The organism is Streptomyces sp. NBC_01454 (assembly GCF_036227565.1).
GTDB lineage: Bacteria > Actinomycetota > Actinomycetes > Streptomycetales > Streptomycetaceae > Streptomyces.
Genome location: NZ_CP109460.1, coordinates 7882084 through 7896789 on the forward strand (window position 1 = coordinate 7882084; position 14706 = coordinate 7896789).

Genomic DNA, 14706 nt, shown 5'->3' on the forward strand with positions numbered 1-14706 from the left:
TCACGGTCATGGGCGCTGCCGAACCGGGGAGGACACCGGGCGCGTGCCGCACCCGAGCGGGAACCACGGCCGACAGCCCCTTGTGGCCGGCGGCCGTGGCCGTGGCGTTCACCGTGGCCCAACTCGTCTTCGTCGCACCCGGGTTCCACCTGGGCTGGGACGAGACGGTCTACGTCAGTCAGGTCTCGCCGCACCTCCCGTCCGCCTTCTTCAGCGCGCCCCGCGCCCGGGGCATATCGGCGCTGGTCGCGCCACTTGCCCTGCTGACGACGTCCACCCTGGCGCTCCGCATCTACCTGGCGGTGCTCTCGGGTGGCGCGCTCTTCCTCGCCCTGTGGGTGTGGCGGCGGGTGCGTCCGGTGCCGGTGCTCGCGCTGGCCGGTGTGTTCTTCGCCGGGCTGTGGGTCACGCAGCTCTACGGCCCGCAGGCGATGCCCAACCTGTGGGTCGCCCTCGGCGGGCTCACGGCGGTCGGCTGCTTCCTGCGGGCGACCCGGGACCGCGCCGACCGCATGGCGCTCCCCGGACTGGGCTGCGCCCTGGCGGCCATCGCACTCTTCCGTCCCTCGGACGCCGTCTGGCTCACCCTGCCGATGGCCGCCGCGGCCGTCCTCGTCCCCCACTGGCGGCGGCCCGCCCTGCTCACGGTCATCGTCCTGGGCCTCGCCCTCGGCGGCGCACCCTGGGCCATCGAGGCATACACGTCGTACGGGGGCATCGCGGCCCGGTTGCACCGCTCCAGCGCCATAGAGGGCGGCATCACCTGGCATATCGCGGTCGGCGACGTCCTGCGCACGATGGACGGCGGCACGATGCTGTGCCGGCCGTGCACCCGGACCTGGCGGCACCCGGCCGCGTCGGTGTGGTGGTTCGCGCTGCCGCTCGCCGTTGCCGGCGGTGTGTTCGCCGCCGCCCGCGCCAGCCGGCTCGCCACTGCCCTCCTGCCCGCCCTGTGCGCCCTCTCCGTTGCGGCGCCCTATCTGTTCCTCATCGACTACGCGGCGCCCCGCTTCCTGCTCCCCGCCTACGCTCTGGCGGCCGTCCCCGTCGCCGACGGCGCCCGCTCCCTGAGGACTTCGGTTCGCCCCGCACTACGGCCCGCCGCCACCGCCCTCGTGGTCGCGCTGATCGCGGGCCAAACGGTGAGCCAGCACGTCATCCTCACCCACGCCGCCCGCGTCTCCTCCGCAGGCAACGGCGACTACGCACGCATCGCCGCCGATCTCCGCGCCCTCGGGGTGCGCCCGCCTTGTCTGATCACCGGGCGCATTGCGACCCCGGTTGGCTACGAGGCCCGCTGCGCCTCCGGTCAGACCTCCGGCCACAACCGCAACACCACCCGCGCCGCGATCCTCACGACCGCCCGGAGCGCACCCGTCGCCGTCCTCGTCCGCCCTCACCACCGGCCGCCCGCATACGCCCGCACCTGGACGCCCCACCCGCTGCCCGGCCTGCGCCGCCACCACGGCTACCGCGTCTACCTGTCGCCCCGCTGAGTGTCACGCGCTATGGAGTCGGCCGGGTCCGTCCGGGCACGGGTTGCCCATGGGACGCGGCCGGTCCGCTCCGACCGCACCCGCCTCACGAGCCCGGCGATCCCTCGTGGTCGGCCGGCCCGGCACGCGCCGAGCGCCACCTCAGTGGCACGGCGGCCAGCAGGACGGCCAGGGCGGCGTAACCGACGGCGAGTGTGGCCGCGGCGGCAACCCCGGCGACGAGCAATGGCCCACCGGCATCGCCGAGTTCACGGCCGAGTTCGGCGGCGCCCATGGTCTGCCCGAGCCGCTCCGGCGGCGTAGCGTCGGCAAGCGCGGCGAACGCCAGCGGGGTGACCAGCCCCGTACCCACGCCGATCCCGACCGCGGCCAACAACACCCCGGCCAGACCGGGCAGCATCGCGGCGGCCAGTCCGACCGCAGTGAGCAGCAGCCCCGCACCGATGCCCCGGTGCGCGCTGATACGCCCGGTGTCCAGCGCACGACCCGCCCGTGGCTGGACGAGCGCGGCGCAGCCCGCCAGCACGGAGACCACGGCGCCGGTGGCCAACGGCCCCAGCCCGGCGGCCGCGCCGGAGACGGGCAGGAACCCCACCCCGACGGACAGTGCCGCGGTGGCGGCCGCCAGCGCAGTGGTCGGCCGCAGGAAACCCGGCTCGCTCAGCCGCCGGGCCAGATCCAGCACGGTCTGCCGGGCCCTCGGTAGCGGCGGAACAACGGGCACCACGAACACGGCCCACACCGCCACCGCCGCGCCGAGTACAGCCATGACGGCGAACAGCAGCGACAGGTCACCCAGCGCGACCACAGCTCCGCCGAGCAGCGGGCCCGCGGTGTAGCCCAGCCCCTTGCAGAAGCCGTACGAGCCGAACGCGCGGCCGTGCCGGTCCTTCGGGTTCAGCCGTGCGACCAGTGCGCCGGCGGCCGGCGAGAACGCGGAGGCGGCGGCACCCTGTCCCAGCCGCGCCGCCCACAGTTGGCCACTGTCACCGGCGAGCACGAACGCGGCCGACGCGACGGCGAAGCCCACCAGACCACCCAGCAGCACCGGACGCGCCCCGATCCGGTCCGCCAGCGTGCCGAACACCGGCTTGAGCAGGACCTCCGCACCGTCGTAAAGAGCGAGCAGCCCACCGAGTACCAGCAGGGAGGCGTGCCGGCCCTCGGTGTACCGGCCGAGGTTGGCGGCAATGCCATGCGCGCCGAAGGCGGTGGTGAACCCAGCCGCGTACAGCGGCCACATCCGCCAGCGCGCCGACGCCTCGAAGCCCGGCCCCTTACCCGTCGCTGGAGAAGCCATGAGGTCCTCATCGTTCATCGTCAAAACAGCAGTCCGACAGCACGGGCGCGCCGGCATCGGCACCGGCAGCACAACCGCTCCCGACATTGCTCCTCTTCCGCCGGCCCCGCCAGAGCGAATGTGGCAGTGCGGAGCTTCGCTGATCAGCTCCACCCGCCGATGCCTCCGGATCCGACGGCTTCGCTGCTTGCGGTGCTGGTGCCCCTGCGCGGCAGTTTTACCGCGCCCACGTTCGCCACCTTCGCTGCGCTGGTCAGAGCCCTGCTGCCCGAGGGAGTGGCGCTGACCGTGGCGGCGACTTCGGCTGGACAGGGCGAGCGCCACCGCTGGGGAGTGCCCGATGCCGTCCATGAGCAGACTGCAGTCCGGTGCGCCGGCCCTGTACCGGGAGCCCGTTGCGCTCACCGAGTCGAGCCGGGACAGCGACGTCGCAGGTAGGCCCGGATACCGCGGGTGGAAGACTCCTCGTCCGCCACCACCCGCACCGGCCGGGTCCGCGGACGGACTCGGCTTGAAGGAGCCACCCGCATCCGCTCCATTACAGGCTCGAATTCCGTACCGTCGCTGACGGGTCCGACTGCGATGGGGCCCCTTCAATACTGATCACCATGCGCCCTGACTTCGATCCCGCTGCCCTGTCCCGCAACGAGTTCTACAAGCTGCTGACCGCGGTCGTCATGCCGCGGCCCATCGCCTGGGTCTCAACGATCAGCCCCGATGGTGCTTCGGCGAACCTGGCCCCTGCGAAGTTCTGAGGAAAGCGGTATCAGGGGTTGGGACGTTAACGCAGGTCAACGTGCCTCGGCAATGCTCGACGACTGGTTCCTCGAAGTGGCCACCGTGGGCCGGGACAGGGGGCGTCGTTGTCCGGCAGGTGGGGACGGTTCAACGGCGCCGGGCGCCCTTGTGCACAAGGACGGCCTGCAGGTGTTGGCGTGAGAGCGGGACTGGGTTCGCGTCCGACGCAGTCGTTGAAGCGCGCTCCGCGTTGCACCACGAGCACCGCGCTACGTGGTGATCGAGGCGATCAACGAGGGGGAGGCGCTGACTGGCAAGCCGATCAGCATCCCCGCGGACTTCCAGGAAATCCAGCTGGGTGTCTATCAGCACCTGTGCGAGGACAACTGCGAGCCGTGCTTCGACGGAGGCGCCAGCTACCCGTCGTCACCATTCTGGGCCCTTGCCCAGCGCGATCACACGTGGCGGACCTTATGCCAGTCGGCGTTGTGTCGCATCCGAAGTGGCCTGCGGCCGCAGCCCGATGGCTGGGAGGCGGATGTGGCCGGCGGGCGGGTTCTCGCCCGCCGGGCCGCGCTTTAGACTGCGACCGCTCCGAAATCTGGCGATCTTTTGGAGGGTGTGCAGGATGAGCCGAACTCTCATGACCGCATTGGCGGCAGCAGCGTTGGTCGTGTCCGGGGGCGGCACCACCGCCTCCGCTTCCGGTGTCCCGCCGCGAACCACGCACGGTCCTTGCCAGTATGCCCAGACCCCGGACGAGCCGGCGGCGCGGCGGGTTCCCCTGCCGCCCGATCCGCGGCACACCCCCAGTCACGGCACGGTCGGTATGGCTGTCCGGACCAGCCAAGGCCCGCTCCCGCTGCGTCTGGACCGGGCGAAGGCGCCGTGCACGGTCCAGAGCTTCGTACACCTGGCGCGGCACCGGTTCTACGACCGTACGGTGTGCCATCGGCTGACGGCGTATCCGACGCTGAAGGTCCTGCAGTGTGGCGACCCGACCAGTACTGGCGAGGGTGGGCCGGGGTACAAGTACAAGGACGAGCTGCCGGTGGACCTGCCGCCGGCACCGAGCGATCCGACCGGCGTCCGTCGCCTTTACGGGCGCGGCTTGCTGGCGATGGCCAACGCCGGTCCGAACACGAACGGTTCGCAATTCTTCGTCGTCTACGGAGACTCCGCGCTGCGACCGAACTACACGGTGTTCGGCACGGTCGGTGCCGCCGGCCTGAAGTCTCTCGACAAGATCGCCGCTGGCGGTATCGAACCAACTGCGCAGGACCCGGCGCCTGTCGACGGCACGCCCGTGCTGCGGACCGAGCTGCTCAGCGTCCGGCCGTCCTGCATGCACTGACGAATTGTGGCGCGGTCAGCGCGGTTCAGCTACGCGATAAAGGGGCTGAGGGACCCGGACGGCACGCCCGGTGCACAGGGAATGACCCCGGTCCGTATGGGCCGGGCCACAGGACCAAGCGGTCGACCGGGACGCTCCGGCCGCGGGCTGCGAGGAGAAGTCCCAGAGCGGTCCGCTGCCGTCGCCGTCCGATGGCCAGTAGAAGGTCGGACAGGACGCCCCAGTCGCCGACCGCGGCGCGGAAGACCCCTTCGAGGTCCTTGAAGCGGGCTGCTTCCGCCGTCATCTGGATGAGCGGCGTCAGCGAGCGGGCAATGTTCTGCCCTGCCTGTTGGCGTTGGCCGAGGTCCGGGTCGCGAGCTGGACGATCGAAGCGCGGATGTCGTTGAACGGATCGGCATGCCGGAGCGGTTGCGTCCGGCCGCCTGGGTCAGGGCGTTGCAGTTCCCGCCGAACGGCAGGCCGGTGGTGGGGGCGTCGAGCGCGCCACGGTGGACCGCCGCGGGCAGTCGTGTGCGCGGCCGGGCGTCGGCAGCCTTGGATCACGGCCTCGGATTTCGGCATGGAGGGCGGAGATCCCATTTCCGGCGGTTCTTGAGACGGAAGCCCTGGCTGACGCGGTCGGTCCACTCGCGACCCAGGTCCGGAGCGGATATTTCGGATTCACGGCCTGGTACTCGAAGTCGGGCGAGACGTGGTCCCGGAAGACGGTGCTGTGCTGCTTGCCGTGCGTCGATCGGTCGGGTGCCCCGGTCGCCACTGGTCGTCCATGCGGTTGGTGTGTCCACGAATACCTTGACGAAAACACTCTGTGGGTGGCGCTTGCAATGGATGCGAAGCGGCTGAATTCCTTCTGGCCGGCCGTCGTCTAGCGCGAACAGGACCGCATGGCGGCGCCGGCGGAGGTCCCGGCCGACCCGCTGCGGGCCGCGGGTGGATCGGGGAGCTCGGCACCTGATTCCGGCGAAACGACAGGCTCACGACCGGGGGCGGGATCCACCGCCCGCTGTGGCCCCCGTTTCCGCCACTCTGCGGGCCCCGGCCGGTGCCTCTGTCGCGTCAGAGGATCCGGAGTCGACGATTGCCGTCAGGAAACTGTCTCGTGTGGTGACTGTCACGCGGCAAATCGGGATATTCGGGAAGTTCTCCCCGGGGGGTCCGGCCGGCCTCCAAGGCGGGTCCCCGCCTACTCGAGGGGGTGTGTGCCCATGAAACTTCCTGGATGTGGGGCCAGGGGGTGATGCGGGTTGGCGGAAACTACTTCCCTCGTGTCCGAAATCCATTGGCGTGATTCCCTTGCGGTCCGGAGTTTTCCCGGTCGAACGGCGGGCGGTCCATGATCGATTTCTTGTGGACAGTGTCGATTGGCGACCCTAGGATCTGGCCTGGTCTGGCCGGAGATGGTCGAGAAAATAAATCGATGAGACTTTGACTTTCGGGGGATATTGATATGCCCAGCCCCACCGTGTGGAATATCGTTTCGGACGCAGGATCCGACGCCGACACCGATATCGTGCTCGCGGCCGATTTCCCGGTGACGGGGAGGAACGAGGGTGGATTCGCCGATCTGGCGCCCGGTCTGAAGCTGGACTGCGATCTGTGGCAGACCGTCGCCCCGGTCCGCGACCCCGAGACCGAGGCCCTGGACGACAGCTACCTGGAGCCCTGGCTCTCCGAGGTGGCCGCATCCGGTCGCACGGTCCGCGCCGTGCTCGGCTACTGTGCGGGCTCCGTCTTCGCCGGCGTGCTCGCTGAGAAGATCGGCGCAAGGCAGCCGACCGCCCCCCGTGTGGTGCTGTTCGACCCCGAACTGGTCGATGTGCCCACCGTCCACCTCCAGTTCGGCCGGGTCATCGGCAACATGACCACCGTTCTGGCCTCGGAGGAGATAGCCGAGCTGTCCGGCGCCGCCGAGCGGCTCGCCGCGCAGCCCGACATCACCCCGGCCGCCTTCGCCGCCGGCCTGTACGCGGCCTTCCGCCCGATCGGCACCTCGGCGCTGCGGCGGGCCGGACTCGACGAGGACTACGCCGGCGAACTGGTCCAGCTGGTCGGCTCGTTCATGTCCTACCTCGCCACCGCCGCCGGTCTCGACCCGCGCCCCGGCTGGAAGGGGGCCACGGTCGTCACCTCCGCCAGTGCGACCAGCGGACTGAACCGGATGCGCACCACACCCGGCGTCGCCCCCATCGAGGTCGCGGACGAGCGGCGCTTCGAGGTCGAGCACCGGGACCTGCTGCGCACCCCCGCCATCGCCGAAGCCGTGGGCGGAGTCCTGGCAAGCCGCCCCGGGGAGCGCACGTGAGCGCCGAAGCCACGGCCGGCCCAACGGCCGGCGAGGCGCAGGACGGCTCCGGCCGCGCGGCCGGTCGCGTACCGGCGAGCCGCAAGGAGACCACCCTCTGGCTCCTCGACGAGCTGGTCCCCGGCAGCGGCGCCAACAACCTGTCGCTGGCCCTGCGCGTGCGGGGCCGCCTCGACGCCGCCGCCACCGTGCACGCCCTGCGGCTCCTGACGGAGCGCTTCGAGGTGCTGCGCACGGTCTACCAGCGTGACGGCGCCGAGCTGACCAGGGCCGTCGTGCCGTCCCTGGCCGTCGGGCTGGAGGAGGCGGAGCACCGCGGCGGCGCGGAGGACGAACCGGCCGTCCTGACGGCCTTCGTGGCCCGCCCGTTCACCCCGGACGGCAGCCCCCTCGTACGCGCCCTGCTGCTGCACGGGCCGGACGCCGACGTGCTGTGCCTGGCCCTCCACCACGCCGTGTCGGACGTACAGTCGACGGCCATCCTGCGCGCCGAGTTCGTCGCCCTCTACGAGGCGGTCCTGGAGGGCGGCCACCCCGCCCCCGCCGAGGTGCCCGCCCTGCACGAGCCCGCACCGTCCCCCGAGAGCCTCGGCTACTGGCAGCAGCGCATGGCCGGCTTCCGCTCCTCGGGCCTGGAACTCCTCTGCGAGCAGCGCGACCAGCCCGTCACCACCCTCCAGGGCGACGAGGTCACCCACGTACTGTCGGCCGAGGCCCACGCGGTCGTACGCCGCCTCCAGCGCGAGCTGCGGGCGCCGGAGTCCGTCGTCCTCCTCACCGCCTACGCGGTCCTCCTCGCCGCGCACGGCGCCGGGCCCGACCTCACCATCGGCTCGCCGGTCAACACCCGCCCCCGCAAGGCGGTGGACGCGGTCGGCTACCACAGTAACCTCGTCGTCCTGCGCCTGCTGCTGGACCGTGACGCCACCTTCCGGGACCTCACGGCCCGGACCCGGCGGACGTTCATGGAGGCGATGGCGCACAAGGACGTACCGACCGACGACGTGCTCGACATGGTCGAACGCGACGGCTCCGGCTGGCGCAACGCGCTGTTCAAGCACGTCTTCAACTACGTCCCCTTCGCCGAGGATCAGCGCACCTTCACCCTCGCCGGCGCCGAGGCCGAACTCCTCGTCGTCGAGAACGGCTTCAGCCAGTTCGACCTCGAGTTCTTCGTCTCGGCCAACCAGGAGACCGCCACCGTCCGCGCCGCGTTCTACACCGGGGTGCTGGACCGGTCGGACGTCGAACTGATGGTCCAGCGCTACGACGCCCTGCTGGTCGCGCTGGGTACCGGGGCGGACACCCCGATCGCCTCCCTGCCGTCCTGGTCGGCCCGCGACCACGAGGTCATCGACGCCGCCAACGCCACGGACCGCGCGATCGGCCTGCCGTCGGTGCTCACCGGCTTCGCCCGCCGCGCCGCCGCCGACCCCTCGGCCGTGGCCGTACGGGAGGGCGACCGCACGGCCACGTACGGCGGCCTGTGGTCCGCCGCCGTCGACACGGCCGCCCGGCTGGCCGAGGCCGGCGTACGCCCCGGCGACGTCGTCGCGCTCCTCCTGCCGCGTGGCGCAGCCCTGGCCGCCTCGGTGTTCGGCACCTGGCTCGCGGGCGCGGCCTACCTGCCGCTCGACCCGAACCACCCCGTGGAGCGGCTGACCTACCAGCTCGACGACACGCGCGCCCGCGTCGTCATCGTCGGCGCCGGCATCACCGCCCCGGAGGGCCACGCCGCCGTCCCCGCCACCGACTGGGAGCAGGTGCCCCAGGTGCCGGTGGACGAGGCGGCGGTGAACGCCGACCCCGACGCCCTCGCGTACGTGATCCACACCTCCGGCTCGACCGGCAAGCCCAAGGGCATCCCGATCCGGCACGGCAGCCTCGTCAACCACATCGTCGACTACGCCGAACGCTTCGGCGTGGCCGGCTCCACGCGCCCCACCGGCTGGCTCAGCACCTACAGCTTCGACACCTCCTCGCTCGAACTGATGATGCCGCTGCTCCACGGCGGCCACACGGTGGTGCTCCCGGACGAGGCGCGCACGGACGGCACCCTGCTGGCGGCCGCCGTCACCGGCCACGACATCGGCCTGCTGCAGGCGACCCCCACGACGTGGCGGCTCGTCGCCCACCAGATCGCGGACGTGACGGCCGGACGCGTCCTGCTGACCGGTGGCGAACCCCTGCCCGCCGAACTGGCCACCCGGCTGCTCGACGCCGGCGCCGAACTGTGGAACGTCTACGGCCCCACCGAGAGCACGATCTGGGCGACCGCCGGCCGCGTACCGGCCGGCCACGGCGGAAGGGTCGATGTCGGCTCTCCCGTCGCCAACACCCGGATCTTCATCGCCGACCCGCACGGCAGGCCGCTCCCGGTCGGCCTCCGCGGAGAGCTGTGCGTCGCGGGCGTCGGCGTCGCCTCCGGCTACCACGAGCGGCCCGACCTGACCGCGGAACGCTTCGGCGAGAACGCCGAGTACGGGCGCTTCCACCGCTCGGGCGACGTGGCCCGTTGGCGCACCGACGGCAGGATCGACCTGTTCGGCCGGATGGACCGGCAGGTCAAACTGCGCGGCAACCGGATCGAACCCGCCGAGATCGAGGCGGTCCTGCTCGCCCACCCCGACGTCGAGGCGGCGGCCGTCGTGGTCGTCGGCGATCCCGGGGCGGACGGCTATCTGGCCGCGTTCGTCCGGGTCCCGTGCCGTCCCGAGGCCGTGGACGAACTGTGGGACCACGCGCACGGGCAGCTCCCGCGCTCGGTCGTCCCACACCGGTTCATCGCCGTGGACGCCTTCCCCCGTACGGGCAGCGACAAGGTCGACCACCTGGCCCTCGCCGAACAGGCGGCCCGGCACTCCGGCCCGGCCGTCGGCGGCCACGGCGCAGACTCCGCCGCCGGGGCGCAGGACGACCTGACGGCCACCGTCGTCGGCCTGTTCGCCGAACTGCTCGACCGCAGCGACCTCGACGCCGGCGCGCACTTCTTCGCCAACGGCGGGCACTCGCTGCTGGCCGTCGCCCTCGCCCAGCGCATCAAGGACATCACCGGTGTCCGGCTCGCACTGACCGACGTGTTCGAGACGCCCACCCCCGCCGCCCTGGCCGACCGGCTGCGCCGGCTCGCCTGACGGAACCGAAAGAGACGCCCTCATGGAAATCCTCAAGCTCGCCGTCGGCGGCTGGTTCGCCCGGGCCCTCGCGGTCGCCGCCCGCCTGGAGATAGCCGACATCCTCGACGGCGGATCGATGACCTCGGCCGAACTCGCCGAGCGCACCGAGACCGACCCCGACATCCTCCACCGCCTCCTTCAGATGCTCACCGTGCCGGGAGTCCTGGAGCGCGACGGGGAGAAGTTCCGGCTGACCGAGGCCTACGCGCCGCTGCGCGCGGACCACCCCTTCACCCAGCGCCACTTCGCCATCCTCGCCGCCGAGTTGTACGACGACGCCTTCGCCGGCCTGATGCACACGGTGAAGACGGGCAAGTCCGGCTTCCAGGAGATCTTCGGGGAATCCCTCTACGGCTACCTGGAGACCCACCCCGAGACGGCGGACCTGTTCGACAAGGGCATGGTCGACCTGGCGACGCCGGTGGCTCAGGGCCTGCTCGGTCTGCACGACTTCAGTGCCGTCAAGACGGTCGTCGACGTGGGCGGCGGGAGCGGCGGCCTGCTCCCCGGCCTGCTGGCCGCCCACTCGGACCTGCGCGGCACCGTCGCCGACCGGGCCAGCGTCTGCGCCAGGGGCCGCACGGCCCTGGAGCGGGTCGCGAAGGAGGACGTGCTCGCCCGCATCGAGTTCACCCCGAGCGACTTCTTCGTCGAGCTCCCCGCCGGAGCCGACCGCTACCTGCTGAAGAACGTGCTGCACGACTGGACGTACGAGAACTGCGTCCGGATCCTGCGCACCGTCGCCACCGCCATGGCTGACAGCCCCGCCGACGCCCGGCTGCTCGTCGTGGAGCCGCTGGTGGAGAACGACATCGACGGCTGGCGGGCGATGTTCCAGGCCGTGGCCTGCGACGAGGGCACCACCGGACTGGACGAGCCCGCCATGCGGCGCGCCCTCGAGGAGGCCGGCTTCGTCGTGGAGTCGGTCGGGCAACTGCCCACCCAGCACAAGGTGTTCGAGTCCTCCCTGCGTGTCTCCTGATGCTGACGCCGGTCTTCCTGTTCGCGGGGCAGGGTTCCCAGTACCACGGCATGGGCAAATGGCTCTACGGGGCCGACGCCGCGTTCCGTGAAGCCCTCGACTCCCTGGACGCGACGGTCCGCGAGGTGCGCGGCGACTCGGTGATCGAGGCGATCCACGGCCCCGGCCGCGGCCCCGAGCACCCGATGACGCAGTTCTCCCTCACCCAACCGGCCATCTTCATGGTCGAGTACGCGCTGGCGCGCATGCTCCGGGCCCACGGGTTCGAACCCGGCGCGGTGCTCGGCGCCAGCCTCGGGGAGATCGCGGCGGCGGCCGTCGCGGGCGCCGTCGACCCGCACGAGTGCCTGCGCTCCCTGCTGCGCCAGGTGGACGTCTTCGAGGCTGAGTGCCCGCGGGGCGGAATGCTCGCGGTCCTGGCCGACCCGGGACTCGCCGACCGTGACCCGGCTCTCGCGGGGGCCTACGTCGCCGCCGTGAACTCCCTGGAGAACTTCGTCCTGGCCGGCACCGCCGAGGTCCTGGACCGGATCGAACGGCACCTCCACGCCACCGGCACGCTCTGCCAGCGGCTGCCCGTCCTGTTCCCCTTCCACTCGCCCCTGATCGACCCGGTCGAGGGCGTGTTCAAGGACCTGATCGGCGACTTGACCATGAAGCCGGCCGCGATCCCGCTGATCTCCGGCACCACCGGCGCCACCGTGCGGATACCCGACTCCGCGCACCTGTGGCGGGTGCTCCGCGACCCCTTCGACCTGACCGGGGCGCTGGGACCCCTGCTGGAACGGGACGACCTGCTCTTCCTCGACCTCGGGCCCTCCGGGTCCATGGCCAACCTGGTGCGGGCCGCCCTGCCGGAGGGCAGCCGTTCCCGCGTGCTGCCGCTGCTGTCCCCGTACGCCCGTGACGAGGTGCTGTACCGGGCCGTCCTCGACGCGCGCCCCCGCCTCGCCGCCACCCCCGCAAGAATCGAGGTGAACCCCGTGAGCGCTCCCGCAGCGACCGCCGCGCACCGGTCCGCCGCCGCACCGACGCTCGACGTCCACGTCTTCCCCGGGCAGGGCGCGCAGGCCAAGGGCATGGGCCGGGAGGTGTTCGACCGCTTCCCCGACCTCGTCGCCCGCGCCGACGCCGTCCTCGGCTACTCCCTCCGGGAGCTGTGCCTGGAGGATCCGGGCCGCAACCTGCGGAACACCCATTACACCCAGCCCGCGCTGTACGTGGTCAACTCCCTCACCTGGCTGGCGGCCGTGGGCGAGGGCGGGCGCCTGCCCGACTACGTCCTCGGGCACAGCCTGGGCGAGTTCTCCGCCCTGTTCGCCGCCGGGGTGTACGACTTTGAGTCGGGCCTGCGCCTGGTCGCCGAGCGCGGCCGGCTCATGGGGCAGGTCACGGGCGGCACGATGGCAGCCGTCTCGTCCGTCGACGCCGCCCTCGTGGAACGGGTGCTGCGCGACGAGGGCTTCTCCGACGTCGACATCGCGAACTACAACGCGCCCACGCAGACCGTGATCGCCGGTCCCGCGGACTCGGTCAACCGGGCGCTGCCCGCGCTGAAGGCGGCCGGTGCGCGGTGCGCGCCGCTGAACGTCAGCGCGCCCTTCCACAGCCGGTACATGGCCGACGCCGCCGAGGAGTTCGGCCGGCTGCTGGACGCCACCGTCTTCGCGCCGCCGAAGATCCCGGTCATCGCCAACGTGGACGCACGCCCCTACGGGACGGGAGAGGTGGCCGCCACCCTGCGGCGGCAGATCGCCTCACCCGTGCGCTGGACCGACAGCGTCCGGCTCCTCATGGGCCAGGGCGACTTCACGGTGCGTGAGCTCGGTCCGGGGCAGGTGCTGACCAAGCTCATCGACCGGATCCGCAACGAGGCGTCCCCCCTCCCCGCTGCCGAGCCCGCCGCTCCCAGGCGGTCCGAGCCGGTTCGTACCGAGCCGGTTCGTACCGAGCCCGGGCCGGCCGCGCCCGTACGCCCCGCTACGGCCACCGCCGGGACGCTCGGGTCGGAGGACTTCCGGCGGGACTACGGCGTCCGCCTCGCCTACGCCGCCGGCGGGATGCGGCAGGGGATCGGCTCCGTCGACCTGGTCGCCCGGATGGCCGGGGCCGGACTGCTCTCGTACTACGGCGCCTCGGGGCTCCCGGCCCGGGACGTGGCCTCGGCGGTCGCCGCGATCCGCGCACGCGTCCCGGCCGGGGCGTCGTTCGGGGTCAATGTCACGCACGACCCCTTCGACCCGCGGGCCGAGTCCGAGCTGGTCGACGTACTGATTCGGGACGACGTCCGGTTCGTGGAGGCCTCCACCCACGTCGAGGCGACGCCGGCCCTCGTACGGCACCGGCTGACGGGCGCCCGGGTGCTTCCGGACGGCACCGTGCACGTGCCCCGCAAGATACTGGCGAAGGTGACCCGGCCGGACGCCGCCTGCCTGTTCCTGGAACCGCCGCCCGCCGCGTTGGTGAGCCGGCTGGTGGCGGAGGGCCTGCTCACCGCCGAGGAGGCCGAGGCGGGAGCACGCGTCGCGCTGGCCGACGACGTCTGCGCGGTGGGGGACGCCGGGGACCACTCCGACATGGCGACCCTGTGGGCGCTGCTGCCCGCGCTGCGCGGACTGCGCGCGGAGCTCGGCGGCGTGGCCGGGGCCGTGCGCGTCGGGGCAGGGGGCGGCATCGGAGCCCCCGAGTCGGCGGCGGCTGCCTTCGTCCTGGGCGCCGACTTCGTCCTCACCGGCTCCATCAACGCGTGCACCGCCGAGAGCGGGACCAGCGCGGCGGCCAAGGACCTCCTGCAGGAGGCCGACGTCCACGACACCGCCTTCGCGCCCTACGGAGACCTCTTCGAACTGGGCGGCCGCGCAAGGGTGTTGCGCAAGGGTGTGCTGTTCCATGCCCGCGCGGGAAAGCTCCACGACCTGTGGCGCAACCACGACGCGTGGGAAGCGGTACCCGCCGCCGTGCGCGCGAAGGTGGAGCGCGACTACCTGGGCGCCTCCTTCGAGGAGGTCCTCACCCGCCTCGGCGACTCCGCCGAGTCCGCCCCCGACCCCAAGCGGCGCATGGCGCTCGTCTTCCGCTGGTACTGCGCCCAGGCGGCCACCTGGGCGATCGAGGGCACACCGGGCCGCGTCGCCGACTACCAGATCCCCTGCGGACCGGCCCTCGGCGCCTGCAACCGCTGGCTGGCCCGCACACCGCTGCACGCCTGGCGGGACCGGCACGCCGACGTGCTCGCCGAGCGCCTGATGGCCGAGGCCGCCGAAGTCGTGGGCAGCGGGCTCCGAAGCCGCAGCTCCTGATCCCGAAGGGGCGGCGGAACCACGTACACAGCACCACCCGCACGATCGACATTCTC

8 protein-coding genes and 2 pseudogenes are annotated in these 14706 nt (G+C 72.2%); 8 read left to right on the forward strand and 2 right to left on the reverse strand.

Features of this window, described 5'->3' with window-relative positions:
* The first annotated feature begins 8 nt into the window (after window positions 1-8).
* Window positions 9-1496, forward strand: coding sequence for a hypothetical protein (locus OIU81_RS34735; protein WP_329331563.1), 1488 nt, complete (start codon window positions 9-11; stop codon window positions 1494-1496).
* A gap of 85 nt (window positions 1497-1581) precedes the next feature.
* On the opposite strand, the gene OIU81_RS34740 is transcribed toward OIU81_RS34735, so the two are convergent.
* Window positions 1582-2739, reverse strand: a complete 1158-nt coding sequence (locus tag OIU81_RS34740) for an MFS transporter (RefSeq protein ID WP_329155570.1) — start codon at window positions 2737-2739, stop codon at window positions 1582-1584.
* 665 nt (window positions 2740-3404) lie between these two features.
* Between OIU81_RS34740 and OIU81_RS34745 the strand changes: the two are divergent.
* The 3 genes and pseudogenes from OIU81_RS34745 to OIU81_RS34755 form a co-directional block, all read left to right on the forward strand.
* Window positions 3405-3548, forward strand: a pseudogene (locus OIU81_RS34745) (flavin reductase family protein); the annotation flags it as partial.
* A gap of 259 nt (window positions 3549-3807) precedes the next feature.
* Window positions 3808-4116: a hypothetical protein gene (locus OIU81_RS34750; RefSeq protein WP_329154240.1), complete on the forward strand. Its 309-nt coding sequence runs from the start codon at window positions 3808-3810 to the stop codon at window positions 4114-4116.
* Between the two features lie 61 nt (window positions 4117-4177).
* Window positions 4178-4888 carry a peptidylprolyl isomerase gene (locus tag OIU81_RS34755; protein WP_329154242.1) on the forward strand — a complete coding sequence of 237 codons (711 nt, stop codon included), beginning with the start codon at window positions 4178-4180 and terminating at the stop codon, window positions 4886-4888.
* A 25-nt stretch (window positions 4889-4913) separates the two neighbouring features.
* Here the strand turns inward: OIU81_RS34755 and OIU81_RS42445 are convergent.
* Window positions 4914-5213 (reverse strand): annotated as a pseudogene (locus OIU81_RS42445) (hypothetical protein); the annotation flags it as partial.
* A gap of 1125 nt (window positions 5214-6338) precedes the next feature.
* On the opposite strand from OIU81_RS42445, the gene OIU81_RS34760 reads away from it, so the two are divergent.
* From OIU81_RS34760 to fabD, 4 genes are read left to right on the forward strand one after another with little or no spacing between them, the layout of a single operon-like run.
* On the forward strand, window positions 6339-7193 hold the full coding sequence (locus OIU81_RS34760) for a hypothetical protein (RefSeq protein WP_329154244.1): 855 nt from the start codon (window positions 6339-6341) through the stop codon (window positions 7191-7193).
* The gene (locus OIU81_RS34765; RefSeq protein ID WP_329154246.1) at window positions 7190-10327 is read left to right on the forward strand and encodes a non-ribosomal peptide synthetase; all 3138 of its coding nucleotides are present in this window, start codon (window positions 7190-7192) and stop codon (window positions 10325-10327) included. The genes OIU81_RS34760 and OIU81_RS34765 overlap by 4 nt, the downstream gene beginning before the upstream one ends.
* Before the next feature lie 22 nt (window positions 10328-10349).
* Window positions 10350-11351 (forward strand): methyltransferase, encoded by a 1002-nt coding sequence (locus tag OIU81_RS34770; RefSeq protein WP_329154249.1) that lies wholly within the window; start codon window positions 10350-10352, stop codon window positions 11349-11351.
* Complete coding sequence (fabD, locus tag OIU81_RS34775; RefSeq protein WP_329154251.1) at window positions 11351-14650, forward strand: ACP S-malonyltransferase; 3300 nt, start codon at window positions 11351-11353, stop codon at window positions 14648-14650. The genes OIU81_RS34770 and fabD overlap by 1 nt, the downstream gene beginning before the upstream one ends.
* Window positions 14651-14706 lie beyond the last annotated feature (56 nt).